The organism is Leclercia adecarboxylata (assembly GCF_035787115.1).
Taxonomy (GTDB): domain Bacteria; phylum Pseudomonadota; class Gammaproteobacteria; order Enterobacterales; family Enterobacteriaceae; genus Enterobacter; species Enterobacter adecarboxylatus_E.
In genome coordinates, this window is the sequence record NZ_JALKTL010000009.1 from 24,329 (window position 1) to 51,126 (window position 26,798).

Below are 26,798 nucleotides of genomic sequence, written 5' to 3' on the forward strand. Positions count from 1 at the left end.
GTTTACCCCTTGGCTGCGACCCGGAAGCCATTTTCCAGATCGGCAATTAAATCTTCACAATCTTCAATACCGGTTGAGATACGCAACAGCGTCTCCGAAATCCCGGCGGCGGCACGCGCTTCTGGCGCCATGCCTGCGTGCGTCATGGTGGCGGCGTGGGAGATCAAGCTTTCAACCCCACCTAAGGATTCCGCCAGCGTAAACAGTGACAGCCCGCTGAGGAAGCGACGCAGCGTCTGCTCATCGCCATCCAGTTCGAAACTTAACATCGCGCCAAATCCCTTTTGTTGACGCGCCGCAATCTCGTGTCCCTGATTCTCCGGGAGCGACGGGTGATACAGCTTTTTCACCAGCGGCTGGGTCTTCAGGAAATCAACAATCGCCTGGGCATTACGCTGCGCCACATCCATACGCGGCGACAGGGTGCGCAGACCACGCAGCAGCAGGTAGCTGTCGAACGCGCTGCCGGTGACGCCGATATTATTCGCCCACCATGCCAGTTCGGTGACAACCTCCGGATCTTTCGCAATCACCACCCCGGCAACCACGTCCGAGTGGCCGTTCAAATATTTGGTGCATGAATGCAATACCAGGTCTGCTCCCAGCGCCAGCGGGTTCTGTAGCGCCGGGCTGAGGAAGGTATTATCCACTACACTTATCGCTCCCGCATCCCTCGAAAGCTGACAAATTTTTGCAATGTCTACGACGCGCAGCAGCGGATTGCTTGGACTTTCGATTAATACCAGCTTTGGTTTTTCTGCCAGCGCCTGTTTCAGCGCCTGCTCATCACCCTGATCGACAAACAGCACGCGATAGCAGCCGCGCTTCGCCAGGCTGTCAAGCAGACGGTAGCTGCCACCGTAACAGTCGTGCGGGGCCACCAGCAGATCGCCGGGTTTCAGGAACACCGTGGTCACCAGATGAATAGCCGACATGCCGGTATTGGTCATTACCGCACCTGCGCCACCTTCCAGTTCCGCCAGCGCGCGCTGGGTGACGTCACGCGTAGGATTGCCTCGGCGCGAATAGTCATGGGCGCGAGGTTCATTAAAGCCGGTGAAGTTATAGGTACTGGAGAGATGAATCGGCGGGACAACGCAGCCGTACTGTTCGTCATCATTCAATCCGCTACGCACTGCGATGGTGGCCTGTTTACGCGTCATGGTGAAGGCTTCCTGGCTTAATGGATGAAAAGTCAGGCATCAGAGTAAACATTGATTATATGGACGTCAATACATCTGGACATCTAAACTTCTTTGCGTATAGATTGAGCAATGCGCAAATAGCCGTTAAAATTATATGCTTTAGCGCATACCACAAAGGCAATATCCGTGTCACAACGGCGTCTCTACGGTAAACTACGCGCGATTATGGCTCGAAACCCTGCGCATCGCTGCGGTGTCGGCCTCATATTAATGACAGAGAGGATTAAAGGTATCTCATGGCTGAATGGAGCGGCGAATATATCAGCCCATACGCTGAGCACGGTAAGAAGAGTGAACAAGTAAAAAAAATTACGGTTTCCATTCCTCTGAAGGTGTTAAAGATCCTCACCGATGAACGCACGCGTCGTCAGGTGAATAACCTGCGTCACGCTACTAACAGCGAACTGCTGTGCGAAGCGTTCCTGCACGCGTTTACCGGTCAACCGTTGCCGAACGATGAAGACCTGCGCAAAGAGCGTAGCGATGAAATTCCGGAAGAGGCGAAGGTGATCATGCGTGAGCTGGGTATCGACCCGGAGACGTGGGAATACTGATTTACAGATACAAAAAAAGCGCCTTTCGGCGCTTTTTTTTCGGGAAACTTACTTGGAACCCGGGATGCTGAAACGCTTGTTGAAGCGGTCAACACGGCCACCGGTTGCAACGTCACGCTGCTTACCAGTGTAGAACGGGTGGCACTGGCCGCACACGTCCAGGTTCAGATCGTGACCCACGGTGGAGCGGATCTGGATAGAGTTACCGCAAGAGCAGTTTGCAGTAATCATTTCGTATTTAGGATGGATATCTTTTTTCATGGGAGAACCTCAGTTAAGGCCGCGTCGCTCTTCCAGCCCTAACGCCAGACACCACGCGATGTTGAATGTAAGTTCTTTGATGCAAAGTGCACCAAAGGCGGCGAATCATACAGAATTTAACCAGGGTATGCAAACTGATCCGCACGCCGCCTTTCACTAATGTGTATACTAACGCGCCACTTTTCAAGTCAGGAAGATTCGATGCCCGTTGCTCACGTTGCCCTGCCCGTTCCGCTTCCCCGTACCTTTGACTACCTGCTGCCGGACGGCATGCAGGCTGAGGCGGGCTGTCGCGTGAATGTGCCGTTCGGCAAGCAGCAGCGGGTGGGCATCGTGGTCTCCGTCAGCCAGCACAGCGAGCTGCCCCTCAGTGAACTGAAAAGCGTGGTCGAGGTGCTGGACAGCGAGTCGGTCTTCTCCTCCAGCGTCTGGCGACTGCTGCTGTGGGCGGCCGACTATTATCATCATCCCATTGGCGATGTGCTGTTTCATGCCTTACCTATTCTGCTGCGCCAGGGCAAAAGCGCCAGCCACGCGCCGATGTGGTACTGGTTTGCCACCGAGCAGGGCCAGGCGGTGGATATTAATAGCCTGAAACGCTCCCCGAAACAGCAGCAGGCCCTGGCGGCGTTACGCCAGGGCCGGATCTGGCGGCATCAGGTTGAGAGTCTCGATTTCAACGACGCGGCGTTGCAGAGCTTACGCAAAAAAGGGCTGAGCGATCTGGCCTGCGAAGCCCCGGCGCTTATCGACTGGCGCGACGGCTTTAGCGTGGCGGGCGACCGTTTGCGTCTCAACACCGAACAGGCGACCGCCGTGGGAGCGATCCACAGCGCGTCCGATCGCTTCTCGGCCTGGCTGCTGGCGGGCGTGACCGGTTCCGGTAAGACCGAGGTCTATCTGAGCGTGCTGGAAAACGTGCTGGCTCAGGGGAAACAGGCGTTGGTGATGGTGCCGGAAATCGGCCTGACGCCGCAGACCATCGCCCGTTTTCGCGAACGGTTCAACGCCCCGGTCGAGGTGCTGCACTCCGGTTTAAACGACAGCGAACGCCTCAGCGCCTGGCTGAAAGCCAAAAATGGCGAGGCGGCGATCGTGATTGGCACCCGCTCGTCCCTGTTCACGCCCTTTAAAAACCTTGGCGTCATCGTCATCGACGAGGAGCACGACAGCTCCTATAAGCAGCAGGAAGGCTGGCGCTATCACGCCCGCGATCTGGCGGTCTATCGTGCCCACAGCGAGCAGATCCCGATTATTCTTGGCTCCGCGACCCCTGCGCTGGAGACGCTGCATAATGTGCGCCAGCGAAAATACCATTTATTACGCCTGACGCGGCGGGCGGGTAATGCCCGTCCAGCCATGCAGCACGTGCTGGATCTGAAAGGCCAGCCGGTACAGGCGGGATTAGCCCCGGCGTTGATCGCCCGCATGCGCCAGCATCTTCAGGCCAACAATCAGGTGATCCTGTTTCTTAATCGTCGCGGCTTTGCCCCGGCGCTGCTATGCCACGACTGTGGCTGGATAGCCGAGTGCCCGCGCTGCGATCACTATTACACCCTGCATCAGGCCCAGCATCATTTGCGCTGTCACCACTGTGACAGCCAGCGTCCGGTGCCGCGCCAGTGCCCTTCATGCGGCTCTACCCATATGGTGCCGGTCGGGCTGGGCACCGAGCAGCTGGAGCAGGCGCTGGCCCCCTTCTTTCCCGACGTGCCCATCTCACGTATCGACCGAGACACCACCAGCCGCAAAGGGGCGCTCGAGCAGCAGCTGGCGGAGGTGCATCGCGGCGGGGCGCGTATACTGATTGGCACTCAGATGCTGGCAAAAGGGCATCACTTCCCGGACGTAACGCTGGTAGCGCTGCTGGATGTCGACGGCGCCCTCTTCTCGGCTGATTTCCGCTCCGCGGAGCGCTTTGCCCAGCTCTATACCCAGGTGGCAGGCCGGGCCGGGCGCGCCGGTAAACAGGGTGAGGTGGTGCTGCAGACCCACCATCCCGAGCATCCGCTCCTGCAAACTTTGCTGCATAAAGGTTACGACGCTTTTGCTGAACAAGCGCTGGCGGAGCGTCAGACCCTGCAATTGCCACCCTGGACCAGCCATGTGATTATCCGCGCCGAAGATCACAACAACCAGCAGGCACCGCTGTTTCTCCAGCAGCTGCGCAACCTGCTGCAGGCCAGCCCGCTGGTGGATAATCAGCTGTGGATTTTAGGCCCCGTTCCGGCCTTAGCGCCCAAACGCGGCGGACGCTATCGCTGGCAAATTCTGCTGCAACATCCTTCCCGGGTCCGTCTGCAGCATATCGTCAGCGGCACGCTGGCGTTAATCAATACCCTGCCGGAAGCGCGTAAAGTGAAATGGGTGCTGGACGTTGATCCCATCGAAAGCTAAAAAATGGTGGGAGACGGATCGAAAAATTAAACATCACTCACACTTTTTATGAAAATTCTGTAACCGCTTCCATTCGCAATCTGATAAAACTGACTCAGTCAGAAGAGCGGTGATTCGCCTGCGAGGAGAAGAGGTTGAAGTCCAGGAAAGAGGTTGCCTCGGCGACCATGAAAGATGTTGCCCTGAAAGCAAAAGTCTCAACGGCAACGGTATCCCGAGCCTTAATGAATCCCGACAAAGTCTCTCAGAACACGCGTAATCGCGTAGAGCAGGCTGCGCTGGAGGTGGGTTATCTGCCCCATGCCATGGGCCGTAACGTCAAACGCAACGAATCCCGCACCATTCTGGTTATTGTGCCCGACATCTGCGATCCCTTTTTTAGCGAAATCATCCGCGGCATCGAAGTGACCGCCGCCGCCCAGGGTTATCTGGTACTGATTGGCGACTGCGCGCACCAGAACCAGCAGGAAAAGACCTTCATCGACCTGATTATTACCAAGCAGATCGACGGTATGCTGCTGCTTGGCTCCCGTCTGCCTTTCGATGCCAGCATCGAAGAGCAACGTAATCTGCCGCCGATGGTAATGGCCAACGAATTTGCTCCTGAGCTGGAACTGCCTACCGTCCATATTGATAACCTCACCGCCGCCTTTAACGCCGTGAATTATCTGCAGGAGCTGGGCCATAAACGCATCGGCTGTATCGCCGGGCCGGAAGAGATGCCGCTGTGCCACTATCGCCTGCAGGGCTATGTTCAGGCGCTGCGCCGCGCCGGGGCGACGGTGGACCCGCACTATATTGCCCGCGGTGATTTTACCTATGCCGCAGGCGGCCTGGCGCTGGAAAAGCTGTTGTCGCTGCCGCAACCGCCTACCGCGGTGTTCTGCCACAGCGACGTCATGGCGCTGGGCGCGCTCTCATATGCCAAACGGCGCGGCCTGAATGTACCAAAAGACCTCTCGATTATTGGCTTTGATAATATTTCTCTGTCTGAATTTTGCGATCCGCCGCTCTCTACGGTGGCGCAACCGCGCTACGATATTGGCCGTGAAGCGATGCTGCTGTTGCTGGATCAGCTAAACGGGCAAACGGTCAGCAGCGGCTCCCGTTTACTGGACTGTGAATTGATTGTTCGCGGTTCAACCCAGGCACCAACTTAAAGTAAACGCCTTTCAGACGTCCTCATCTGGTCAAAGGCCCGTCGCTTAAGTAACATGACGGGCTGACAAACGAATAACGACAGCGAAACGATAGTGGCACAACGAGATTATGTACGTCGCGGCCAGCCGGCACCTTCGCGACGCAAAAAGAGCAGCTCACGGAAACCGCAACGCAGCATGCCCGCTGTCTCGCCTGCAATGGTGGCGATCGCGGCGGCGGTGCTGGTGGCATTCATCGGCGGCCTCTGGTTCATTACGCACCATAAAAAAGAAGAAGCAGAAGCGCTGCAGGGCAATAAAGTTGTCGGCAATGGTTTACCTCCCAAGCCGGAAGAGCGCTGGCGTTATATCAAAGAGCTTGAAAGCCGCCAGCCGGGCGTGCGTGCGCCTACCGAGCCTTCTGCCGGTGGCGAGGTGATGGACCCTAACCAGTTAACCAACGAACAGCGTCAGCTGCTGGCACAGATGCAGGCCGATATGCGCCAGCAGCCTACGCAGCTCAACGAAGTGCCGTGGAATGAGCAAACGGCGGCGCAGCGCCAGCAAACGCTGCAACGTCAGCGTCAGGCGCAGCAACAAATCCAGCAGCAGCAACAGCAGCAGTGGACGCAGACTCAGCCGGTACAGCAGCAGAAAGCGCAGCCGCGGGTAACGGAACAACCTTACCAGCAGCCGCGCACCGCGCAGACGCAACCGGCTCAACAGCCGAAGACGCAGCCTGCGAAGCAAAATTCCAACACGCAGCCTTATCAGGATCTGCTGCAAACGCCTGCTCATACCACCGCACAGCAGCCAAAGGCCGCGCCGGTCACCAAAGAGACCGAGGCGCCAAAACAGACGGCAGAGAAGAAAGACGAACGTCGCTGGATGGTTCAGTGCGGCTCCTTTAAAGGTGCAGAGCAGGCTGAAACCGTGCGGGCACAGCTGGCGTTTGAGGGCTTTGATTCGCGTATCACCACCAACAACGGCTGGAATCGCGTGGTGATTGGCCCGGTCAAAGGCAAAGATAATGCCGATGGCACCATCAGCCGTCTGAAGATGGCAGGTCACGCAAACTGCATTCGACTCGCCTCCGGGGGTTGAAACCCCCAAAATCCCCCCCATCTATCATTCTATTCAGCCCTGAGCACTGGCTCGGGGCTTCTATTCCGAATTTGTAACCAGGGGGTCTGCTCGTGACAACAATAGTAAGTGTACGCCGTAACGGCCAGGTGGTGATTGCCGGTGATGGCCAGGCCACGCTGGGTAATACCGTCATGAAAGGCAACGTGAAGAAAGTGCGTCGTCTGTATAACGACAAAGTGATCGCCGGTTTTGCGGGCGGTACCGCTGACGCCTTCACGCTGTTCGAGCTGTTTGAACGTAAACTGGAAATGCATCAGGGCCATCTGGTGAAAGCCGCCGTTGAGCTGGCGAAAGACTGGCGTACAGACCGTATGCTGCGCAAGCTGGAAGCACTGCTGGCGGTGGCGGATGAAAATGCCTCGCTGATCATCACCGGTAACGGTGACGTAGTACAGCCAGAAAACGACCTGATTGCTATCGGTTCCGGCGGCCCATACGCCCAGGCCGCTGCCCGCGCACTGTTGGAGAACTCCGACCTTGGCGCGCGCGATATCGCTGTGAAGGCGTTGGATATTGCAGGTGATATCTGCATCTACACCAACCACTTCCACACCATCGAAGAATTGCCGTCTAAGGCGTAAGGATTTCTCATGTCTGAAATGACCCCACGCGAAATTGTCAGCGAACTGAACAAACACATTATCGGCCAGGATAACGCCAAGCGTTCTGTGGCGATTGCCCTGCGTAACCGCTGGCGTCGTATGCAGCTGGATGAAATGCTGCGCCATGAAGTGACGCCAAAAAATATTCTGATGATCGGCCCGACCGGTGTCGGTAAAACCGAAATCGCCCGTCGCCTGGCCAAACTGGCTAACGCGCCCTTCATCAAAGTCGAAGCGACCAAGTTCACTGAAGTGGGCTATGTCGGGAAAGAAGTAGACTCTATCATCCGCGATCTGACCGACTCCGCAATTAAAATGGTGCGCGTCCAGTCCATCGAGAAAAACCGCTATCGCGCCGAAGAGATGGCGGAAGAGCGCGTGCTGGATGTGCTGATCCCACCGGCGAAAAACAACTGGGGCCAGGCAGAACAACCTGCTGAGCCGTCCGCTGCGCGCCAGGCGTTCCGCAAAAAACTGCGTGAAGGCCAGCTGGATGACAAAGAGATTGAGATCGATCTTGCCGCTGCGCCAATGGGCGTGGAGATCATGTCTCCGCCAGGCATGGAAGAGATGACCAGCCAGCTGCAGTCCATGTTCCAGAACCTGGGCGGACAAAAGCAGAAGCCGCGCAAGCTGAAAATCAAAGACGCGATGAAGCTGCTGATTGAAGAAGAAGCGGCCAAGCTGGTGAACCCGGAAGAGCTGAAGCAGGACGCAATCGACGCCGTTGAACAGCACGGTATCGTGTTTATCGATGAGATCGATAAAATCTGTAAGCGCGGCGAATCTTCTGGCCCGGACGTCTCCCGTGAAGGCGTACAGCGCGACCTGCTGCCGCTGGTTGAAGGCTGCACCGTTTCCACCAAGCACGGCATGGTAAAAACCGACCATATTCTGTTTATCGCCTCTGGGGCATTCCAGGTTGCTAAGCCGTCTGACCTGATCCCGGAGCTGCAGGGTCGTCTGCCGATCCGCGTTGAGCTGCAGGCGCTGACCACCGAAGACTTCGAGCGCATCCTGACCGAACCAAACGCTTCTGTGACCGTACAGTACAAAGCGCTGATGGCGACCGAAGGGGTGAACATTGAGTTCACCGAAGACGGTATCAAGCGTATTGCACAGGCGGCGTGGCAGGTTAACGAGACCACCGAAAACATCGGCGCCCGTCGTCTGCACACCGTGCTGGAACGCCTGATGGAAGATATCTCTTATGATGCCAGCGACCTGAATGGTCAAAGCATTACCATCGATGCAGACTATGTGAGTAAGCATCTTGATGCTTTAGTAGCAGATGAAGATCTGAGCCGTTTTATCCTATAATCGCGTTCATTGCATTTTCATCACAAACGATGGGGCTGAAAGGCCCCATTTTTATTGGCTAAATAACTATGACTGATATCAGCCGTACACGTGCCTGGCTGGAAAGCCTGCGTCCTAAAACGTTACCTCTCGCTTTCGCCGCCATTATTGTCGGCACGGCGCTGGCGTGGTGGCAGGGACATTTCGACCCGCTGGTGGCTGCACTGGCGTTGCTAACCGCCGGGCTGCTGCAAATCCTCTCTAACCTTGCTAACGACTATGGCGATGCCGTTAAGGGCAGCGACAAGCCCGATCGCATCGGCCCCCTGCGCGGGATGCAGAAAGGGGTTATCACCCAGGAGGAGATGAAACGGGCGCTGATTATTACCGTCGCGCTGATCTGCCTCTCAGGCATTGCGCTGGTGCTGGTGGCCTGTAAAACCCCGGCGGATGCAGTCGGCTTCCTCGTGCTTGGTCTGCTGGCGATTGTCGCGGCGATCACCTATACCGTCGGCACCCGCCCTTACGGATATATTGGTCTGGGTGATATTTCCGTACTGGTCTTCTTCGGCTGGCTGAGCGTGATGGGCAGCTGGTATTTGCAGGCGCACACCCTGATCCCTGCGCTGTTCCTGCCGGCCACCGCCTGCGGTCTGCTGGCGACGGCGGTGCTCAATATTAACAACCTGCGCGATATCGACAGCGATCGTCAGAACGGTAAAAATACGCTGGCGGTTCGTTTAGGGGCGGTGAATGCGCGTCGCTATCATGCCTGCCTGCTGATGGGGGCGCTGCTCTGCCTGGCGCTATTTAACCTGCTTTCGCTGCACAGTCTGTGGGGCTGGTTGTTTATCCTTGCCGCACCGCTGCTGATCAAACAGGCGCGCTATGTCATGCGTGAGCAGAACGCCTCTGCCATGCCGCCAATGCTGGAACGCACGGTAAAAGGGGCTCTGCTGACTAACCTGTTGTTCGTGTCAGGGATTGTGCTCAGCCAGACGCTAAGTTAGCTGATAAATATCAATTAACAATTGATGATTTTGCCAACAATGCATTTCGCGCGATATACTCAAATCACTCGCAGCAACAGAGCGTTAAACCTATGAAATACGATACCTCCGAGCTTTGTGACATCTACCAGGAAGATGTCAACGTCGTTGAACCGCTGTTCTCCAACTTTGGTGGGCGGTCGTCGTTTGGCGGACAAATCATTACGGTGAAATGTTTCGAGGATAACGGGTTGCTGTACGATCTGCTCGAACAGAACGGCCGTGGGCGCATTCTGCTGATCGACGGTGGTGGCTCCGTGCGTCGCGCGTTAGTTGATGCGGAGCTGGCCCGTCTTGCCGTGCAAAACGAATGGGAAGGCATCGTGGTCTATGGCGCGGTGCGTCAGGTGGACGATCTCGAAGAGCTCGACCTGGGCATTCAGGCAATTGCGGCCATTCCGGTAGGCGCAGCAGGTGAAGGCATTGGCGAAAGCGACGTGCGCGTCAATTTCGGTGGCGTGACGTTCTTCTCCGGCGACCATCTCTATGCCGATAATACCGGTATTATCCTCTCTGAAGATCCGCTGGACATTGAGTAATAAAAGAAGGCCATCTGGTATGCAGATGGCCTTTTATTTTAATTATCATTATCCGTATCGTAATAAGTGATGCGGAGTTCAAAAACGCCCTTCTTTTCCTCAACAGCTATACTCATCGTCGCATGGCGATCCGGGTAGTTATCAATCCAGGTTTCAAGCTGATCACGCATTCTCTGAATTTCACTCTTCTGAATACCGGTAAAATTGAGGGTGCTGATCTGCAAGCCACTCCCTTCAACGGTTTGATTCGTGAAATACCAGTTCGCGGTGATCCTGGGTGCATCCCTGAGTGGTTTCGGCGTTAGTAAATAATATTGAATTAGATTGTCTTGTTTATAATATTCATCGGAAAAGATTCTGGTCATTATCATGGAATAGAACACTGCCACCAGAACGAACAGAAAGATGATGACATGCCTGCATTTGATTTTCATATGTGAACCTCCCTGACGACGTAAGGATCAGATACCGGCTCAATAGAACTCATAAATGCAGGAAGATATCCTGAAAAGGGTTGATTTTTTATACCCTTATGTTCAGGGTCTGGAAACAGTAAGGGAAGTACGCTTTTATTTTTAAATTGTCCAACAGGCCCATAGAAATCCCAGATGCGATAAGCCTTCTCTTTGGAACAAACGTCCAGGAAAGGGGTATAATCTGCATAGTTCACGGCCTGGCAAAAACCAAAAAGATTAGAAACCAAATCTTCTGCGCTATATCCGCTATCCGTAATCAGAATATAGGGCCAGGAACCCTGCAAGGATTCAAGGCTGTGAGAAGTACTCATAAAAATGGATAAGGCGACTCCTCTTAAAACCTCATCGCTTAAGCCTCTCCGCACTAAAAAATGTCTGTATATCCCGGTTGTGGTATTTATTCCTGCGATTTTCCTGGACATGCTTTGATGATAATGAATTTCAAACCAGTCAGCGCCTCCTCCGCCAGGCATCGTCATTTGTTGCCATAATCGTTCAGCACCGGAGGGATTTGCGTGCCCTAAATCAATCCATCCCAGATTTTCTGTATAAATAAGGCCTGATGGAGTATTAAGGGTAATATATCGGTCAGAATTATCGATAATATCGCTTCGTTTCGTCATCTCGCATTCCCTGTGAGAACATGTTGAGCGATATTATTCCTGCCTAAACAAAAAAGGCACCCTGATGGATGCCTTTTTTGATAATTCGGAATCAGACTTCTTCCATGCGCCCGAGCAGGGCATGCAGACGATCCTGCCAGCCGGTCTGCTGTTCGCGCAGCTGATGGTTTTCACGCTCCAGCTCTTCACGACCATGCTGAGCAGTCTGAATTTCCTGCGACAGCGCGTTGTTTTTTTCTTTCAGCTCTTCGATTTCCATCTGCAGCAGGGTGATGGTATCAATCGCCTGCTGTACTTTGGATTCCAGTTTCTCAAACACTTCTAACGACATAATCCTACCTCTCCTGAATTTGCAAGGCGACGCTTGACGTAAACGCGCACAACACCTGGTGTCGATTGTATGGAGCGTCGCCCTCCCTGTCCAGCGGCAGACCGCGCAGATTGCGGTTTGCAACACTTTTCAGCCTCGTCCTGGTGCGTTCCCGTCATATACCCCTAAATTGTTAACACTTTAGTTAATGGAATGCTTCATCCCGCTTTCGTTCCTCGAGGTTCACGCACTCTTTATGGCGCGTTATCGCTCATTTTGTTGACATGGCACACACATTTTAAGTTCGATATTTCTCGTTTTTGCTCGTTAACGATAAATTAACACTATGTCTACAGGACATCGTGGCGGTTGTGACAACCGTCGCGCCAACAATAACCATTAATTATTTTCAGGATCCGATTATGAGTGAAACATCAACCTTGAAAGGCCAGTGCATCGCAGAGTTCCTGGGTACTGGGTTGTTGATTTTCTTTGGCGTAGGATGTGTGGCTGCACTGAAAGTGGCAGGGGCCAGTTTCGGTCAGTGGGAAATCAGCGTGATCTGGGGTCTGGGCGTGGCGATGGCCATCTACCTGACGGCGGGTGTTTCTGGTGCGCATCTCAACCCTGCGGTCACCATCGCGCTGTGGCTGTTCGCCTGCTTTGACAAACGCAAGGTTGTTCCCTTTATTGTGGCGCAGTTTGCGGGTGCTTTTTGTGCAGCGGCGTTAGTTTACGGGCTCTATTACAATCTGTTTATCGATTTCGAGCAGACGCACCATATGCTGCGTGGCAGCACCGAGAGCCTTGAGCTGGCGGGTATCTTCTCCACCTATCCGAACCCACACATTAACTTTGTGCAGGCCTTCGCAGTGGAGATGGTGATCACCGCGATTCTGATGGGCGTTATTATGGCGCTGGGTGATGATGGCAACGGCATTCCGCGTGGCCCGCTGGCGCCATTGCTGATTGGTCTACTTATCGCGGTGATCGGCGCATCAATGGGACCATTGACGGGCTTCGCCATGAACCCGGCGCGTGACATCGGCCCGAAAGCCTTCGCCTTTATTGCCGGCTGGGGCGACGTGGCCTTTACCGGCGGTAAGGATATTCCTTACTTCCTGGTGCCGCTGTTCGGCCCCATTGTAGGTGCTGCGCTGGGTGCCTTCGGCTATCGTAAACTGATTGGCCGCCACTTACCGTGTGACACCTGTGTCGTCGAGGAGAAGGACACCGCCTCTGGCACACAACAAAACGCTTCGCTGTAATCTGACTACGGGACCACAACTATGACCGACAAAAAATATATCGTTGCGCTCGACCAGGGCACGACCAGCTCCCGCGCTGTCGTTATGGATCATGACGCGAACATCGTCAGCGTGTCACAGCGCGAATTCGAGCAAATTTATCCTAAGCCAGGCTGGGTCGAACACGATCCGATGGAAATCTGGGCATCGCAAAGCTCGACGCTGGTTGAAGTACTGGCGAAAGCCGATATCAGTTCCGATCAGATCGCCGCTATCGGCATCACCAACCAGCGTGAAACGGCTATCGTCTGGGAGCGCGAAACCGGTAAGCCGATTTACAACGCCATTGTCTGGCAGTGCCGCCGCACCGCAGATATCTGCGAGAAACTCAAACGCGACGGCATGGAAGAGTACGTGCGTAGCGCCACCGGCCTGGTGGTTGACCCGTATTTCTCCGGCACCAAAGTGAAATGGATCCTCGACCACGTTGAAGGCTCCCGCGAACGGGCAAAACGCGGCGAACTGCTGTTCGGCACCGTAGATACCTGGCTTATCTGGAAGATGACCCAGGGCCGCGTTCACGTGACCGATTACACTAACGCTTCTCGTACCATGCTGTTCAACATCCACGAGCTGGACTGGGATGACAAAATGCTGGAGGCGCTGGACATCCCGCGCGCCATGCTGCCGCAGGTGCGTAAGTCCTCGGAAATTTACGGCCAGACCAATATCGGCGGTAAAGGCGGCACCCGTATTCCTATCGCCGGGATCGCCGGTGACCAGCAGGCGGCGCTGTTTGGCCAGCTGTGCGTCAAGGAAGGGATGGCAAAAAACACCTACGGCACCGGCTGCTTTATGCTGATGAACACCGGCGAGAAGGCGGTGAAATCCGAGCACGGCCTGCTGACCACTATCGCCTGCGGCCCGCGTGGGGAAGTGAACTACGCTCTCGAAGGCGCAGTGTTTATGGCGGGAGCCTCCATCCAGTGGCTGCGCGATGAGATGAAGCTGATCAGTGATGCTTTCGACTCGGAATATTTCGCCACCAAGGTGAAAGATACCAACGGGGTATACGTGGTTCCGGCCTTTACCGGGCTGGGCGCGCCGTACTGGGACCCTTATGCACGTGGGGCCATTTTCGGCCTGACGCGGGGGGTGAACGCTAACCACATCATTCGCGCCACGCTGGAGTCGATTGCCTATCAGACCCGTGACGTGCTGGAAGCGATGCAGGCCGATTCCGGCATTCGTCTGCATGCCCTGCGCGTGGACGGCGGTGCGGTAGCCAATAACTTCCTGATGCAGTTCCAGTCCGACATTCTGGGTACCCGCGTGGAGCGCCCGGAAGTGCGTGAAGTGACGGCGCTGGGTGCCGCCTACCTTGCTGGTCTGGCGGTCGGCTTCTGGCAGAACCTGGACGAACTGCAGGAAAAAGCGGTTATTGAGCGCGAATTCCGCCCGGGTATCGAAACCACCGAGCGCAACTATCGCTACAGCGGCTGGAAGAAAGCGGTGAAACGCGCTCTGGCGTGGGAAGAGCACGACGAGTCGTAATCCACTTCAAATTCCCTCTCCCTGTGGGAGAGGGTTAGGGTGAGGGCATCAGGCCGCACCCTCTCCACTCTGTGATAAACTTCGTGCAATTCCTTTTGATTGCACGAGTATCTGATGAAACGTGAACTTGCTATCGAGTTTTCCCGCGTAACCGAAGCCGCCGCCCTGGCAGGCTACAAGTGGCTTGGCCGTGGCGATAAAAATACCGCTGACGGCGCAGCCGTCCATGCCATGCGCATCATGCTTAACCAGGTCAACATTGACGGCACCATCGTGATTGGCGAAGGTGAAATCGACGAAGCGCCAATGCTGTTTATCGGTGAAAGAGTGGGGACCGGTAAAGGCGATGCGGTGGATATTGCCGTCGACCCGATTGAAGGCACCCGCATGACCGCCATGGGCCAGGCGAACGCCCTGGCCGTGCTGGCCGTGGGCGATAAAGGCACCTTCCTCAACGCGCCTGATATGTATATGGAAAAGCTGATTGTCGGCCCTGGCGCCAGAGGGCATATCGACCTCAACCTGCCGCTGGCGGACAACCTGCGTAACATCGCTGCCGCGCTCGATAAACCCCTGAGCGAACTGACGGTCACCATTCTGGCAAAACCGCGTCACGATGCGGTGATTGCCCAGATGCAGCAGCTGGGCGTGCGCGTTTTCGCCATTCCCGATGGTGACGTGGCCGCGTCCATCCTCACCTGTATGCCGGACAGCGAAGTCGACGTGCTTTATGGCATCGGCGGCGCTCCGGAAGGGGTAGTTTCTGCCGCGGTGATCCGCGCCCTCGACGGCGATATGCACGGACGTCTGCTGGCCCGTCATGACGTGAAAGGCGACAGCGAAGAGAACCGTCGTATCGGTGAACAAGAGCTGGCCCGCTGCGCGGCGATGGGGATTGCAGCCAATACCGTACTGCGTCTGGATGATATGGCGCGCAGCGATAACGTTATCTTCTCTGCCACCGGGATCACCAAAGGCGATCTGCTGGACGGCATCAGCCGCAAAGGCAACATGGCGACCACCGAAACGCTGCTGATCCGCGGTAAATCACGCACCATTCGCCGCATCCAGTCGATTCATTATCTGGACCGCAAAGATCCCGACGTACAGACCCACATTCTGTAAAACCGTTTGATCAATTGAGCTTTCCGGTCCGTCCGGGCTGGAAATCTCCCCCTCAAGAAAGGAAGATAGACCCCGGGATCAGCACAGGAGAACATTATGGCAGACTGGGTAACAGGCAAAGTCAAAAAGGTAGAGTTCTGGACCGACGCGCTATTTAGTCTCACCGTTCATGCGCCCATCCATCCCTTTACGGCAGGGCAATTTGCCAAGCTGGGGCTGGAGATCGACGGCGAACGCGTGCAGCGCGCCTACTCCTATGTTAACGCGCCGGATAATCCGGATCTCGAGTTCTATCTTGTTACCGTCCCCGATGGCAAACTGAGCCCGCGCCTGGCGGCACTCAAACCCGACGATGAGATCCAGATTGTCAGCGAAGCCGCAGGCTTCTTCGTGCTGGATGAAGTGCCAGACTGCGAGACGCTGTGGATGCTGGCGACCGGTACCGCCATCGGCCCTTACCTTTCAATACTGCAATATGGCCACGATCTGGAGCGCTTTAACAATATCGTGCTGGTGCATGCCGCGCGCTATGCCGCAGATCTGAGCTACCTGCCGCTGATGCAGGCGCTGCAGAAACGCTATGAAGGTAAAGTGAAAATCCAGACGGTGGTGAGCCGTGAAACGGTGGCGGGATCACTGCACGGGCGCGTACCGGCCCTGATTGAGAATGGCGAGCTGGAAGCCGCCGTCGGTCTGAAGATGGATGCCAACACCAGCCATGTGATGCTGTGCGGTAACCCGCAGATGGTGCGCGACACCCAACAACTGCTGAAAGAGACCCGGCAAATGACCAAACATTTACGCCGCCGGCCGGGCCATATGACTGCGGAACACTACTGGTAATTAGCGGTACTTTACGTCGAGCGTATCTTTACCGTATTTATTTTCGCCCTGGGTGCCAACGAACGCGCCCAGGTCGAGGATAATCATCACAAAAATAATGGTGGGGATCAGCCTGCCAACCGCCCACGGCAGCATGGAAGGTAGCATCGACCAGTTGCCTGCCAGAAGCATCCATGCCAGCACGACCAACAGCGCCCACAGCCCCGAACGTCCCCGATCGTGCAGACGTTTAACTAACACGGCTGCGGTCGGCCACAGCAGCGACACCAGCGCGAAGGCCGCCGTCTGGGTATTCAGCCACGCGTTATTCGCACAAATAAACAGCGCCAGCATGGCGACCATCCATACGCCAATCCAGATCCAGAAATCTCGGCGTCCAATACGCCCTTTGAATGAAAACAACCACTGCTGTATGGTCATGTCAGGTTCCTAAAAATCATCGCGGAGCGTAGTTTACCCTGGAGTCGCATCCTTTTGACAAGCCAGCCAGATCCCGTTTTAATCGTGGGCAGTAACATTCAGAGACTTTATTGATGAAGATGTGGTTTCACCTTATTTGGCTGGGATTAACACTGTTGAGCGCAAGCGCACCGCTGCGTGCCGCTGAGACATCCACTCCTGCGACTGCCCCTTATGTGCTGCCGGGTGCGCCCACCTTTGATCGCTCTATCAGCCTGTTCCGTGAAACCTTCAATCAGGATAACCCAACGCTGCCGCTTAATGAGTTTCGATCCATTGATGGCCCCCGCGATACTCCCAACCTGACCCGTGCCGCCAGCAAAATTAATGAGAATTTGTACGCCTCTACGGCGCTGGAGCGTGGAACCCTTAAAATCAAGAGTATGCAGATTACCTGGCTACCGATTCAGGGCCCGGAACAAAAAGCGGCTAAAGCCAAAGCGCTGGCCTATATGAGCGCCATTTTGCGGGCTTTTACCCCTGCGCTGACCAAAACGCAAAGCCAGCAAAAGCTGCAAAAACTCCTGACTGCGGGTAAAAACAAACGCTATTACGCCGAAACGGAAGGTGCGGTTCGCTATGTGGTAGCAGATAACGGCGAAAAGGGGCTGACCTTCGCTGTTGAACCGATTAAGCTGGCGTTATCTGACTCTCTCGGCGGGACGAATTAATGACAAAAAGCAAAGCCTTTCGAGGGAAAATCTCTATACTGTTTCACAGACCATGCTGCCCAATCGGGTGGCCATATTCCTTAATTCGCTCTTGAGCGTGGAGAATTGAAATGCGACATCCTTTAGTGATGGGTAACTGGAAACTGAACGGCAGCCGCCACATGGTAAACGAGCTGGTAGCTAACCTGCGTACAGAGCTGGCCGGTGTGACTGGCTGTGCTGTTGCTATCGCTCCGCCGGACATGTACCTGGATATGGCTAAAAAAGCTGCTGACGGCAGCCACATCGTTCTGGGTGCTCAGAACGTTGACGTTAACCTGTCTGGCGCGTTCACCGGTGAAACCTCCGCTGAAATGCTGAAAGATATCGGCGCGAAATATATCATCATCGGCCACTCTGAGCGCCGCACCTATCACAAAGAGTCCGACGAGTTCATCGCGAAGAAATTTGCCGTGCTGAAAGAGCAGGGCCTGACCCCGGTTCTGTGCATCGGTGAAACCGAAGCCGAAAACGAAGCAGGCAAAACTGAAGAAGTGTGCGCACGTCAGATCGACGCCGTCCTGACTACTCAGGGCGCGAGCGCATTCGAAGGCGCGGTCATTGCTTACGAGCCAGTATGGGCGATCGGTACCGGTAAATCTGCAACTCCAGCACAGGCTCAGGCCGTTCACAAATTCATCCGTGACCACATTGCGAAAGCCGACGCCAAAGTCGCTGAGCAAGTGATTATCCAGTACGGCGGTTCCGTAAACGCATCTAACGCAGCAGAGCTCTTCACCCAGCCGGACATCGACGGTGCGCTGGTTGGCGGCGCATCCCTGAAAGCTGACGCTTTCGCGGTGATCGTTAAAGCGGCAGAAGCGGCTAAACAGGCGTAATTGCCCTCTTTCCTCTCCCCTGTGGGGAGAGGAAAACTACAATTTCCCCAGCACACTAAACCACAGATAATCCAGCGGCAGCAGCACCAGATACGTTGCCACCGCCAGCGCCAGACAGAGCAGCATCCCGGCCCGCGCCGGCACCCTTCCCAGCCCCATCGCCACCACAATCGGCGACGCCTGATACGGCAGCAGCGGCGTGGAATATCCCAGTACCTGAATCATAATTACCGACAATAACGGGAAGCCGGTGGCGTCCGAGAAGCTTTGCGCCAGGGTGGTGTACAGCGCCGGTACACCGTTGGCGGTCATGATGAAATTTAGCGCGGTGGTGATGCCGGTCAGCGCCAGGAAACTGGTGAACGGCGCATCGGCATCGAGCGGCATGACCTGCATCAGCGCCTCGCCCACGGCGTTGCCAATACCGGTTTGCGTCACGACGATTGCCAGCCCGAGAATACCCGCCACGTAAATGCAGGTGCGCATATTCACCCCGGCCGAGAATTCCTCCCCGGTGATAAAACCAACCCGCGGCAGCAGCACCACAACAGACGCCGCAAGCCCGGTCCACGCCGGGCCAATCCCGTGCCAGCTTTCGGTTACCCACATCACCAGCACCACCGCCAGCAGCCAGGCGAGGCGCTTTTCATCGCGGCCCATGGGCTCCGGCGGCGTCAGCCCCGCCGCCGGCTTTGGTGCGCCCGGAAACAGCCAGCAAATCAGGCCGATAAGAATGAGGCCCTTAAGAATGCCCAGCACCGGCGTGTGCAGCAGCAGGTAGGGAACATAGTTTAGATGAATACCATAAGACCCTTCGGCCGCCCCGCTCATCACCAGATTAGGCACGTTGGCGGGTAAAATGGTGGCCGAAAGCTGGAACGTACCAAATCCCACCGCCAGCGCCAGGCCAAACCACGCCCGCGTGCCGTCGGCAATGCCCGCCCGCTTCGCCATCGCCGCCACTATGGGCATCAGCAGCGCAATACGCCCCATGTTGGAGGGCATAACAAACGCCAGCGCATAGCTGAGCAGCACCACGCTTGCCACCATCAGCGGCCAGGAGTCGGTCAGTTTTGCCGACAGCGCCCGCGCCGCCCTGTCCGCCAGCCCGGTTTTGCGGATTGCCACTCCCAGCACAAACCCGCTGAATACCAGCCAGAATGCCGACGAGGCAAAACCGCCAAAAATCACCTCCGGCGGGGCAATTCGGGCGATCATCGCCGCGGTAAAAAACAGCAGCGCGGTGATAAATTCCGGCAGCAACGAAGTGGCCCACAGGATGATGGTAACCACGACAATCAGCGAGGGCAGAAACAGCGGGTGACTGAACCAGAGCGACATACCTGTCTCCTGTAGAATTTTTCAGCAAGTCTACGGCGACAGGCAGGACGAGTAAACGCTATTTATGGTGGGGTCAATTCAGGATATCGCATTGATGATCCTGTAATTCCTCAGCGGAAGCGCGGTTAAGCGCCAGCAGATTACGTTCCGTTGCCAGCAGCACAAAAGATCCGTCAGACTGCTGTGCCATCGCCAGCGCAAAGCGCCCCATATGGTCGCGCGCTTCCGGCAACTCCTCTGCCAGCATCATAAACGGACTGCGCTTCACCAGCTCCGCTTCCGTTACCCGACGCGCCAGATATTCATGCCCTTCCAGCCCGCCGGGGAAAGGCAGCCACTGGGTGCTGATTTGCCCCTGATGCGCATTGAGCTTGTCGCGCACGTCCGGGCGCAGGCAGGAGATATGGATATGAAAATGGTTTTGCGTGCGGCCGGTCGGGGAGTTGATGGTCAGTGAAATCGCGCTGTCGGGCACGTTGGCGCCCCGCTTTATGCTCATAAAGTTACGCGACTGCCACGCCAGCCAGAAGAAATTCGGCGTATAGGGTTCGGTCAGGAGCGGGCTTTCGGTTCCGTTAATGCGGTAGGTTGGCATCAGCAAATATTGCAGCGGCCCGTTACGGTCTTTAAACACCACATACCCCGCATCTAATTTTACCTGTGCGCAGGGCGCCGGATTACGGTTTTGCATCTGACCAGGCACGCACTGATCGAGGACGATATGCCGCAAGGCGTTTGGATTACCCGCTTTTATCCAGAACCAGCCGCCCGCAATGAGCGCGATGACAACCAGTGCCAGCACAATAATTTTTTTCACAACGCGTTCCCTGTATCCATCTGATGTGAAAGAGTAACGCATAAAGATGACCAAATAAAAAACCCGGTGGATTTCTCACACCGGGTCACCGTGTCGTTCTTAAAAACGCTTAACGCTTGCTGATCTGATCGAAAGTGCCGCCATTCGAGAAGTGATCTTTCTGCGCTTTTGTCCAGCCGCCGAAAACCTCATCGATAGTGAACAGCTTCAGTTTCGGGAATGCATTCTCGTACTTCTTCGCTACTGCCTCATCACGTGGACGGTAGAAATTCTTCGCGGCGATCTCCTGGCCTTCCGGGCTGTAAAGGTACTTCAGGTATGCTTCAGCCACGGCCTGGGTGCCCTTCTTATCCGTCACTTTGTCGACAACAGAGACGGTTGGCTCAGCCAGGATGGATTCGCCTGGCGTGACGATTTCAAATTTGTCTTTACCCAGCTCGTTGGTCGCGAGCAGCGCTTCGTTTTCCCACGCAATCAGCACATCGCCAATGCCGCGTTCAACGAAAGTATTGGTTGCACCACGCGCACCGGAATCCAGCACTTCAACGTTCTTAAACAGCGCTTTTACGAACTCCTGGGCTTTGGCCTGATCGCCATTGTTCTGGTGCAGGGCGTAACCCCAGGCGGCCAGATAGTTCCAGCGTGCGCCGCCGGAGCTTTTTGGGTTCGGCGTAATGACAGACACGCCCGGCTTAACCAGATCGTTCCAGTCATGGATCTGTTTAGGGTTGCCTTTACGGACCAGGAAAACGATGGTGGAGGTATAAGGCGCGGAATTGTCCGGCAGACGTTTGATCCAGTTTTTGTCGATACGACCGCGTTCCGCAATGGCGTCCACGTCATAGGCCAGCGCCAGGGTCACGACGTCGGCTTCGATGCCGTTAATCACTGAGGTCGCCTGCTTGCCGGAGCCACCGTGGGACTGGCGGATCACCACATTATCGCCGGTTTCCTGTTTCCAGTGTGCGGCAAACGCTTTGTTGTACTGGTCGTACAGTTCACGCGTCGGATCGTAAGACACGTTCAGTAACTGGATATCCTTTGCCAGAACGCTGGTCGATGCCAGCAATAAAGTTAAACCCACGCCCCATTTGTTCATCGTCCCACTCGCTTAATGTTGTGTTTGATGAGTGAAGCGTGCCAGAAAGCGAACCAATGATTAAAGAATAAAAAAAGATTGGCTATAACGCAGGGGAATAAAAATGAGTAACGGGCGTAAAAAAGCCGGGTAGCGCTGCGCTTACCCGGCCTACGACAGCACGATCTGCAGGCCGGGAAAGGCGAAGTCGCCACCCGGCAATACAATCAGCTTATCAGTACAGTTTTTTCGCGCAGTCCAGCCAGTCACCTTTGAACGGACGCTTCATGTTTTCAATGGCGTCGATGATGTCATGGTGAACCAGTTTTTCGTTCTGAATGCCAACGCAACGACCGCCAAAGCCCTGCTGCAGCAGTTCAATCGCGTAGGCGCCCATACGGGACGCCAGAATACGGTCGTAAGGACCCGGGGAGCCACCGCGCTGGATATGGCCAAGAACGGTCGCGCGAGTTTCGCGTTTGGTTTCGGCTTCGATGTACTTCGCCAGCTCGTCAACGTCACAGATGTGCTCGGTGATCGCAACGATGGCGTGTTTCTTACCTTTGGCGATACCGGCTTTGATCTCCGCAACCAGATCTTCACGGCTAAATTCCACTTCCGGAACCACCACGAATTCACAGCCGCCCGCAATTGCCGCCGCCAGGGTCAGGTCGCCACAGTAGCGGCCCATCACTTCGACGATAGAGATACGCTGGTGTGAAGAAGAGGTGTCGCGCAGACGGTCAATCGCTTCAACAACGGTGCCCAGCGCAGTGAAGTAACCGATGGTGTAGTCGGTACCTTTGATGTCGTTATCGATGGTGCCTGGCAGACCGATGCACGGGAAGCCCATTTCAGTCAGGCGTTTTGCACCCATGTAGGAGCCGTCACCGCCGATAACAACCAGCGCGTCCAGGCCGCGTTTTTTCATGTTTTCGATAGCCACTTCGCGGATGCGCTCATCGCGGAATTCCGGGAAGCGTGCGGAGCCCAGGAAGGTACCACCACGGTTAATCATGTCGGACACGCTGTAGCGGTCGAGCTGCACCATACGATCTTCATACAGGCCCAGATAACCGTCATAGATACCAAAAACTTCCAGACCTTCCGTCAAGGCTGCGCGCACTACACCACGAATTGCCGCGTTCATGCCGGGCGCATCACCGCCGCTTGTCAACACACCGATTTTCTTAATCATGACTACCTCTGAACTTAGGAATGCAAAAATGAAATCTGTTGCCGGAAGACGTCTATCGACCAACTAATAGTGCAGATAGTATATCAATCACTCCCAGCTGAATTGATTCAGGTCAGACCAAATGGCGGTTATTTTTCCACAAAATGCTGCCCTGGCTCACTTTTTTACAACGAATTACGAAAGCTCAAAATGTCCATTGCCTGGCTTAGGTACGACTGAGCAGGGATCCTGGTGAATAATGACGTCAGACCCCGGGAAACGCTGCAAAATCGCCTGCTCAACCTGTTCTGCCACCAGATGGGCCTGAACGAGCGGCAGGTTATCTTCCATTTCTAAATGAATCTGAATAAAGCGGGTCGGCCCTGACTGCCGCGTGCGAAGATCGTGAGCGCCGCTGACGCCAGGCCAGGAGGTCACAATTTCGAAGATTTCATGCCGTTCTGCGTCTGGCAGTGCGCGATCGAGCAGCGATTGCACCGCATCGTAACCCATACGCAACGCGCTGTATAAAATATAGAATCCAATGCCTAACGCAAACAACGCATCGGCCCGGTGCCAGCCATACCAGGCCAGACCGAGCGCAATAAGAATCGCGCCGTTCATCATAACATCAGACTGATAATGAAGCATATCTGCCCGTACCGCCTGACTTTGCGTTTTACGAACAACCCAGCGCTGGAACGTTACCAGAATCAATGTGCTTATAAGTGCAATAACCGTCACCACTACGCCAACGCCCGGATCTTTCATCGGCGACGGGGTATACAGGTGCTGAATACCGGTCAAAAAGAGGAACAGCGCCGAACCGGAAATAAACATACTTTGCGCCAGCGCCGCCAGCGACTCCGCTTTGCCATGACCAAAAGTATGCTCTTCGTCTGCCGGCTGTAAGGAGTAACGCACCACCCACAGGTTAGTGAGCGAAGCGGCAATATCGACCAGAGAGTCGACCAGCGCCGCCAGAATACTGACCGAACCGGTATACCACCACGCGAAGATTTTAATCACTAACAGACACGACGCCATGATCGTTGCGGCGATTGCAGCCCGGCTTACCAGCCGTCCATAGGATTGATTCATAAACACTCCTGACATGCTATGCCGCTAGTATAACGGATGCAGTGGAGTCAATAAGATGAATAAACGGTTAACGCATTTTAATGACGGGCAAAAAAAACCCCCTCATCATGAGGGGGAAGACAGGGATGGTGTCTATGGCAAGGAAAACAGGGTCTACTGGTTACTACGGGTATTGCTACTAAAAAGCGTCGATTCAGGGTTCTTCTGCATCCGTGCAACCTCGCGCAACTGATCCATCCGTTGCTGGTGTTTCTGGTTCAAAACCGCTTGCTGCTCTGGCGTTAGCAGGTGAAACATCTGGTTGCGGACCCGGGCCATTTCGACCTGGCGGGCAACCTGTTCCTGCGCCATTTTATCTGCCTGAGCGCGTACAGCGTTTTCGTCAAAATTTTCTGCGGTGACAAGGCGGTGCATTGTCTCCATTTCGCTAACATTAACAGGGGGCTGGTCATGTCGAGCCCGCTGCATCAGATCTCGCATCTGTTGACGCTGATGTTCGGTTAAACTTATGCCGTCAAACATATGGCCCTGGCTGTTCTGCTGCGCAATGCCCTCTGCTGAGGAACGGTTATCGCCGGTGATAGCTCCAGCAGCCTGGCTAAATGCACTAAACGCCAGTGTTGAGGCCATGACGGCAGCGGTAACTATGCGCATCATTTACTCCCAAAATCTTTCGTGTCGCGATTCAACGAGAGACAGTCTACGATTCAGGCTGCAAACATGCGTCAGGGGGTGTAAAACAACGTAAAGTCATGGATTAGATAGCCTTGATGACGTAATTTCTGCCTCGGAGGTATTTAAACAATGAATAAAATCCTGTTAGTTGATGATGACCGAGAGCTGACATCCCTTTTAAAGGAGTTGCTCGACATGGAAGGCTTTGACGTGTCGGTTGCCCATGATGGGGAGCAGGCGCTGAGTCAGCTCGACGATAGCATCGACTTGCTTTTGCTCGACGTCATGATGCCGAAGAAAAACGGTATCGACACCCTTAAAGAGCTACGCCAGACACACCAGACACCCGTTATTATGCTGACCGCGCGCGGCAGCGAGCTCGATCGTGTGCTGGGCCTTGAACTGGGCGCCGATGACTATTTGCCGAAACCTTTTAATGACCGTGAGCTGGTGGCGCGTATTCGCGCGATCCTGCGTCGTTCCCACTGGAGCGAGCAGCAGCAGAATACCGATAACGGTTCACCTACGCTGGAAGTCGACTCCCTGAGCCTGAATCCAGGCCGCCAGGAAGCCAGCTTTGACGGCCTGGCGCTGGAGCTGACCGGTACCGAATTCACCCTGCTCTACCTGCTGGCACAACATCTGGGCCAGGTAGTATCGCGTGAACATCTGAGTCAGGAAGTGCTGGGTAAACGCCTGACACCGTTCGACCGCGCGATTGATATGCACATCTCTAACCTGCGGCGTAAATTGCCGGAGCGCAAAGATGGACATCCGTGGTTTAAAACCCTGCGTGGACGCGGTTATCTGATGGTTTCCGCTTCATGATAGGTAGCTTAACCGCCCGCATCTTCGCCATCTTCTGGCTGACGCTGGCACTGGTTTTAATGCTGGTTTTGATGTTGCCAAAACTCGACTCACGCCAGATGACGGAGCTCCTCGACAGCGAGCAACGCCAGGGTGTGATGATCGAGCAACACGTAGAAGCAGAGCTGGCCATCGATCCGCCCAATGATTTGATGTGGTGGCGCAGGCTGTTTCGCGCCATCGAAAAATGGGCACCCCCCGGGCAACGCCTGCTGCTGGTTACCAGCGAAGGCCGCGTGATTGGTGCGGATCGCAATGAAATGCAGATCATCCGTAACTTCATTGGTCAGGCGGATAGCGCCGATCATCCGCAAAAGAAAAAATATGGCCGGGTGGAGATGGTGGGGCCGTTCTCCGTCAGGGACGGGGAGGACAATTACCAGCTCTATTTGATTCGCCCGGCGAGCAGTTCCCAGTCCGACTTTATCAACCTGCTGTTTGACCGCCCGCTGCTGTTATTGATTGTCACCATGCTGGTGAGTTCACCGCTGTTGTTGTGGCTCGCCTGGAGCCTGGCGAAACCGGCACGCAAACTGAAAAACGCCGCGGATGAAGTGGCGCAGGGTAACCTGCGACAGCATCCGGAGCTGGAAGCCGGGCCGCAGGAGTTCCTGGCCGCCGGTGCCAGCTTCAACCAGATGGTCACGGCGCTGGAGCGGATGATGACAACCCAGCAGCGCCTGCTCTCTGATATCTCCCACGAGCTGCGCACGCCGCTGACGCGTCTGCAATTGGGCACTGCGCTGCTGCGCCGTCGTGGCGGTGAGAGCAAGGAGCTGGAGCGTATCGAAACTGAAGCGCACCGTCTGGACAGCATGATCAACGACCTGCTGGTGATGTCGCGCAATCAGCAGAAAAACGCGCTGGTCAGCGAAACGATGAAGGCCAACCACCTGTGGGGCGACGTACTGGATAACGCCGCCTTCGAAGCCGAGCAGATGGGTAAATCCTTCACCGTTAATTTCCCGCCGGGCCCGTGGCCGCTGTACGGTAACCCGAATGCGCTGGAAAGCGCGCTGGAGAACATCGTCCGCAACGCTCTGCGTTACTCGCATACCAAAATCGAGGTGGCGTTCTCGGTGGATAAAGACGGCATCACCATTAACGTGGATGACGATGGTCCTGGCGTCAGCCCGGAAGATCGGGAGCAGATTTTCCGCCCGTTCTACCGCACCGACGAAGCCCGTGACCGTGAATCTGGCGGCACCGGGCTGGGTCTGGCGATTGTCGAGACCGCCATTCAGCAGCATCGCGGCTGGGTGAAAGCAGACGACAGCCCGCTGGGTGGGCTGCGGTTAACCCTCTGGCTGCCGTTGTATAAGCGTTCGTAACCTTTTCCCCTCTCCCCTCCGGGAGAGGGCGGAA

28 protein-coding genes are annotated in these 26,798 nt (G+C 55.4%); 16 read left to right on the forward strand and 12 right to left on the reverse strand.

The genetic code is table 11. The annotated features are described in order from the left end of the window. Positions 1-2 precede the first annotated feature (2 nt). A complete protein-coding gene (metB, locus tag MXM41_RS20980; RefSeq protein ID WP_325934163.1) occupies positions 3-1,163 on the reverse strand; it encodes a cystathionine gamma-synthase in 1,161 nt (386 codons plus the stop codon). Positions 1,164-1,441: 278 nt separating this feature from the next. Between metB and metJ the strand changes: the two genes are divergently transcribed. Next, entirely contained in the window at positions 1,442-1,759 is a 318-nt protein-coding gene (gene metJ, locus MXM41_RS20985) for a met regulon transcriptional regulator MetJ (protein WP_015966498.1), read from the forward strand. A 48-nt stretch (positions 1,760-1,807) separates the two neighbouring features. Here the strand turns inward: metJ and rpmE are convergent, their stop codons facing one another. Further along, the gene (gene rpmE / locus MXM41_RS20990) at positions 1,808-2,020 is read right to left on the reverse strand and encodes a 50S ribosomal protein L31 (RefSeq protein WP_103177500.1); all 213 of its coding nucleotides are present in this window, start codon (positions 2,018-2,020) and stop codon (positions 1,808-1,810) included. 201 nt (positions 2,021-2,221) lie between these two features. Between rpmE and priA the strand changes: the two genes are divergently transcribed. The 7 genes from priA (at position 2,222) to rraA (ending at position 10,191) form a co-directional block, all read left to right on the forward strand. Beyond that, positions 2,222-4,417 (forward strand): primosomal protein N', encoded by a 2,196-nt coding sequence (gene priA, locus MXM41_RS20995; protein WP_325934166.1) that lies wholly within the window; start codon positions 2,222-2,224, stop codon positions 4,415-4,417. Between the two features lie 134 nt (positions 4,418-4,551). Next, entirely contained in the window at positions 4,552-5,577 is a 1,026-nt protein-coding gene (gene cytR, locus MXM41_RS21000) for a DNA-binding transcriptional regulator CytR (protein WP_325934167.1), read from the forward strand. 93 nt (positions 5,578-5,670) lie between these two features. Then, positions 5,671-6,660 (forward strand): cell division protein FtsN, encoded by a 990-nt coding sequence (gene ftsN / locus MXM41_RS21005; RefSeq protein WP_325934168.1) that lies wholly within the window; start codon positions 5,671-5,673, stop codon positions 6,658-6,660. Between the two features lie 92 nt (positions 6,661-6,752). Further along, positions 6,753-7,283: an ATP-dependent protease subunit HslV gene (gene hslV / locus MXM41_RS21010; protein ID WP_032615282.1), complete on the forward strand. Its 531-nt coding sequence runs from the start codon at positions 6,753-6,755 to the stop codon at positions 7,281-7,283. Positions 7,284-7,292: 9 nt separating this feature from the next. After that, a complete protein-coding gene (hslU, locus tag MXM41_RS21015; protein WP_032615283.1) occupies positions 7,293-8,624 on the forward strand; it encodes an HslU--HslV peptidase ATPase subunit in 1,332 nt (443 codons plus the stop codon). A gap of 62 nt (positions 8,625-8,686) precedes the next feature. Beyond that, complete coding sequence (menA, locus tag MXM41_RS21020) at positions 8,687-9,613, forward strand: 1,4-dihydroxy-2-naphthoate polyprenyltransferase (RefSeq protein WP_325934255.1); 927 nt, start codon at positions 8,687-8,689, stop codon at positions 9,611-9,613. 92 nt (positions 9,614-9,705) lie between these two features. Further along, positions 9,706-10,191 carry a ribonuclease E activity regulator RraA gene (rraA, locus tag MXM41_RS21025; RefSeq protein WP_325934169.1) on the forward strand — a complete coding sequence of 162 codons (486 nt, stop codon included), beginning with the start codon at positions 9,706-9,708 and terminating at the stop codon, positions 10,189-10,191. Between the two features lie 38 nt (positions 10,192-10,229). Here rraA and MXM41_RS21030 read toward each other — a convergent pair whose 3' ends face one another. The 3 genes from MXM41_RS21030 to zapB all read right to left on the reverse strand — a co-directional run bounded on the left by MXM41_RS21030 (position 10,230) and on the right by zapB (position 11,621). Further along, the gene (locus MXM41_RS21030) at positions 10,230-10,625 is read right to left on the reverse strand and encodes a hypothetical protein (RefSeq protein WP_325934171.1); all 396 of its coding nucleotides are present in this window, start codon (positions 10,623-10,625) and stop codon (positions 10,230-10,232) included. Continuing rightward, positions 10,622-11,290, reverse strand: a complete 669-nt coding sequence (locus tag MXM41_RS21035) for a hypothetical protein (RefSeq protein WP_325934172.1) — start codon at positions 11,288-11,290, stop codon at positions 10,622-10,624. Before MXM41_RS21035 ends, MXM41_RS21030 begins: the two co-directional genes overlap by 4 nt. A gap of 91 nt (positions 11,291-11,381) precedes the next feature. After that, positions 11,382-11,621: a septal ring assembly protein ZapB gene (gene zapB, locus MXM41_RS21040; protein ID WP_325934173.1), complete on the reverse strand. Its 240-nt coding sequence runs from the start codon at positions 11,619-11,621 to the stop codon at positions 11,382-11,384. Between the two features lie 401 nt (positions 11,622-12,022). On the opposite strand from zapB, the gene MXM41_RS21045 reads away from it, so the two are divergent. The 4 genes from MXM41_RS21045 to fpr all read left to right on the forward strand — a co-directional run bounded on the left by MXM41_RS21045 (position 12,023) and on the right by fpr (position 16,369). Beyond that, a complete protein-coding gene (locus MXM41_RS21045) occupies positions 12,023-12,868 on the forward strand; it encodes an MIP/aquaporin family protein (RefSeq protein WP_325934174.1) in 846 nt (281 codons plus the stop codon). 21 nt (positions 12,869-12,889) lie between these two features. After that, on the forward strand, positions 12,890-14,401 hold the full coding sequence (gene glpK, locus MXM41_RS21050; RefSeq protein WP_325934175.1) for a glycerol kinase GlpK: 1,512 nt from the start codon (positions 12,890-12,892) through the stop codon (positions 14,399-14,401). A gap of 114 nt (positions 14,402-14,515) precedes the next feature. Next, a complete protein-coding gene (gene glpX, locus MXM41_RS21055) occupies positions 14,516-15,526 on the forward strand; it encodes a class II fructose-bisphosphatase (protein ID WP_325934176.1) in 1,011 nt (336 codons plus the stop codon). Positions 15,527-15,622: 96 nt separating this feature from the next. Next, entirely contained in the window at positions 15,623-16,369 is a 747-nt protein-coding gene (gene fpr / locus MXM41_RS21060; protein WP_325934177.1) for a ferredoxin--NADP(+) reductase, read from the forward strand. On the opposite strand, the gene MXM41_RS21065 is transcribed toward fpr, so the two are convergent. Further along, on the reverse strand, positions 16,370-16,789 hold the full coding sequence (locus MXM41_RS21065) for a DUF805 domain-containing protein (RefSeq protein ID WP_325934178.1): 420 nt from the start codon (positions 16,787-16,789) through the stop codon (positions 16,370-16,372). 113 nt (positions 16,790-16,902) lie between these two features. Between MXM41_RS21065 and MXM41_RS21070 the strand changes: the two genes are divergently transcribed. After that, complete coding sequence (locus MXM41_RS21070; RefSeq protein WP_325934179.1) at positions 16,903-17,499, forward strand: DUF1454 family protein; 597 nt, start codon at positions 16,903-16,905, stop codon at positions 17,497-17,499. 110 nt (positions 17,500-17,609) lie between these two features. Continuing rightward, positions 17,610-18,377, forward strand: coding sequence for a triose-phosphate isomerase (tpiA, locus tag MXM41_RS21075; protein ID WP_325934180.1), 768 nt, complete (start codon positions 17,610-17,612; stop codon positions 18,375-18,377). 36 nt (positions 18,378-18,413) lie between these two features. Here tpiA and MXM41_RS21080 read toward each other — a convergent pair whose 3' ends face one another. The 6 genes from MXM41_RS21080 to cpxP form a co-directional block, all read right to left on the reverse strand. Beyond that, positions 18,414-19,718: an SLC13 family permease gene (locus MXM41_RS21080; protein WP_325934181.1), complete on the reverse strand. Its 1,305-nt coding sequence runs from the start codon at positions 19,716-19,718 to the stop codon at positions 18,414-18,416. Between the two features lie 73 nt (positions 19,719-19,791). Beyond that, positions 19,792-20,535, reverse strand: coding sequence for a CDP-diacylglycerol diphosphatase (locus tag MXM41_RS21085; RefSeq protein ID WP_325934182.1), 744 nt, complete (start codon positions 20,533-20,535; stop codon positions 19,792-19,794). A 109-nt stretch (positions 20,536-20,644) separates the two neighbouring features. Beyond that, positions 20,645-21,634 (reverse strand): sulfate ABC transporter substrate-binding protein, encoded by a 990-nt coding sequence (locus tag MXM41_RS21090; protein ID WP_325934183.1) that lies wholly within the window; start codon positions 21,632-21,634, stop codon positions 20,645-20,647. Positions 21,635-21,848: 214 nt separating this feature from the next. After that, the gene (gene pfkA, locus MXM41_RS21095; RefSeq protein ID WP_325934184.1) at positions 21,849-22,811 is read right to left on the reverse strand and encodes a 6-phosphofructokinase; all 963 of its coding nucleotides are present in this window, start codon (positions 22,809-22,811) and stop codon (positions 21,849-21,851) included. 174 nt (positions 22,812-22,985) lie between these two features. Next, positions 22,986-23,891 carry a CDF family cation-efflux transporter FieF gene (fieF, locus tag MXM41_RS21100; RefSeq protein WP_325934185.1) on the reverse strand — a complete coding sequence of 302 codons (906 nt, stop codon included), beginning with the start codon at positions 23,889-23,891 and terminating at the stop codon, positions 22,986-22,988. Between the two features lie 153 nt (positions 23,892-24,044). Then, positions 24,045-24,545, reverse strand: coding sequence for a cell-envelope stress modulator CpxP (cpxP, locus tag MXM41_RS21105; RefSeq protein WP_325934256.1), 501 nt, complete (start codon positions 24,543-24,545; stop codon positions 24,045-24,047). A gap of 150 nt (positions 24,546-24,695) precedes the next feature. Here cpxP and cpxR point away from each other — a divergent pair, with 150 nt between their 5' ends. After that, positions 24,696-25,394, forward strand: a complete 699-nt coding sequence (gene cpxR / locus MXM41_RS21110) for an envelope stress response regulator transcription factor CpxR (protein WP_325934186.1) — start codon at positions 24,696-24,698, stop codon at positions 25,392-25,394. After that, the gene (gene cpxA, locus MXM41_RS21115; protein WP_325934187.1) at positions 25,391-26,764 is read left to right on the forward strand and encodes an envelope stress sensor histidine kinase CpxA; all 1,374 of its coding nucleotides are present in this window, start codon (positions 25,391-25,393) and stop codon (positions 26,762-26,764) included. The genes cpxR and cpxA overlap by 4 nt, the downstream gene beginning before the upstream one ends. Positions 26,765-26,798 lie beyond the last annotated feature (34 nt).

Excerpts from the sequence above, each read along its gene's own strand:
- MXM41_RS21070 (WP_325934179.1), top strand. The coding sequence starts at position 16,903 with ATGAAGATGTGGTTTCACCTTATTTGGCTGGGATTAACACTGTTGAGC.
- rpmE (WP_103177500.1), bottom strand. The coding sequence starts at position 2,020 with ATGAAAAAAGATATCCATCCTAAATACGAAATGATTACTGCAAACTGC.
- priA (WP_325934166.1), top strand. The coding sequence starts at position 2,222 with ATGCCCGTTGCTCACGTTGCCCTGCCCGTTCCGCTTCCCCGTACCTTT.
- tpiA (WP_325934180.1), top strand. The coding sequence starts at position 17,610 with ATGCGACATCCTTTAGTGATGGGTAACTGGAAACTGAACGGCAGCCGC.
- cpxP (WP_325934256.1), bottom strand. The coding sequence starts at position 24,545 with ATGCGCATAGTTACCGCTGCCGTCATGGCCTCAACACTGGCGTTTAGT.
- glpX (WP_325934176.1), top strand. The coding sequence starts at position 14,516 with ATGAAACGTGAACTTGCTATCGAGTTTTCCCGCGTAACCGAAGCCGCC.
- MXM41_RS21080 (WP_325934181.1), bottom strand. The coding sequence starts at position 19,718 with ATGTCGCTCTGGTTCAGTCACCCGCTGTTTCTGCCCTCGCTGATTGTC.
- metB (WP_325934163.1), bottom strand. The coding sequence starts at position 1,163 with ATGACGCGTAAACAGGCCACCATCGCAGTGCGTAGCGGATTGAATGAT.
- cpxA (WP_325934187.1), top strand. The coding sequence starts at position 25,391 with ATGATAGGTAGCTTAACCGCCCGCATCTTCGCCATCTTCTGGCTGACG.
- MXM41_RS21030 (WP_325934171.1), bottom strand. The coding sequence starts at position 10,625 with ATGAAAATCAAATGCAGGCATGTCATCATCTTTCTGTTCGTTCTGGTG.
- rraA (WP_325934169.1), top strand. The coding sequence starts at position 9,706 with ATGAAATACGATACCTCCGAGCTTTGTGACATCTACCAGGAAGATGTC.
- MXM41_RS21090 (WP_325934183.1), bottom strand. The coding sequence starts at position 21,634 with ATGAACAAATGGGGCGTGGGTTTAACTTTATTGCTGGCATCGACCAGC.
- MXM41_RS21065 (WP_325934178.1), bottom strand. The coding sequence starts at position 16,789 with ATGACCATACAGCAGTGGTTGTTTTCATTCAAAGGGCGTATTGGACGC.
- MXM41_RS21035 (WP_325934172.1), bottom strand. The coding sequence starts at position 11,290 with ATGACGAAACGAAGCGATATTATCGATAATTCTGACCGATATATTACC.
- MXM41_RS21045 (WP_325934174.1), top strand. The coding sequence starts at position 12,023 with ATGAGTGAAACATCAACCTTGAAAGGCCAGTGCATCGCAGAGTTCCTG.
- metJ (WP_015966498.1), top strand. The coding sequence starts at position 1,442 with ATGGCTGAATGGAGCGGCGAATATATCAGCCCATACGCTGAGCACGGT.
- hslU (WP_032615283.1), top strand. The coding sequence starts at position 7,293 with ATGTCTGAAATGACCCCACGCGAAATTGTCAGCGAACTGAACAAACAC.
- pfkA (WP_325934184.1), bottom strand. The coding sequence starts at position 22,811 with ATGATTAAGAAAATCGGTGTGTTGACAAGCGGCGGTGATGCGCCCGGC.
- glpK (WP_325934175.1), top strand. The coding sequence starts at position 12,890 with ATGACCGACAAAAAATATATCGTTGCGCTCGACCAGGGCACGACCAGC.
- fieF (WP_325934185.1), bottom strand. The coding sequence starts at position 23,891 with ATGAATCAATCCTATGGACGGCTGGTAAGCCGGGCTGCAATCGCCGCA.
- fpr (WP_325934177.1), top strand. The coding sequence starts at position 15,623 with ATGGCAGACTGGGTAACAGGCAAAGTCAAAAAGGTAGAGTTCTGGACC.
- cpxR (WP_325934186.1), top strand. The coding sequence starts at position 24,696 with ATGAATAAAATCCTGTTAGTTGATGATGACCGAGAGCTGACATCCCTT.
- zapB (WP_325934173.1), bottom strand. The coding sequence starts at position 11,621 with ATGTCGTTAGAAGTGTTTGAGAAACTGGAATCCAAAGTACAGCAGGCG.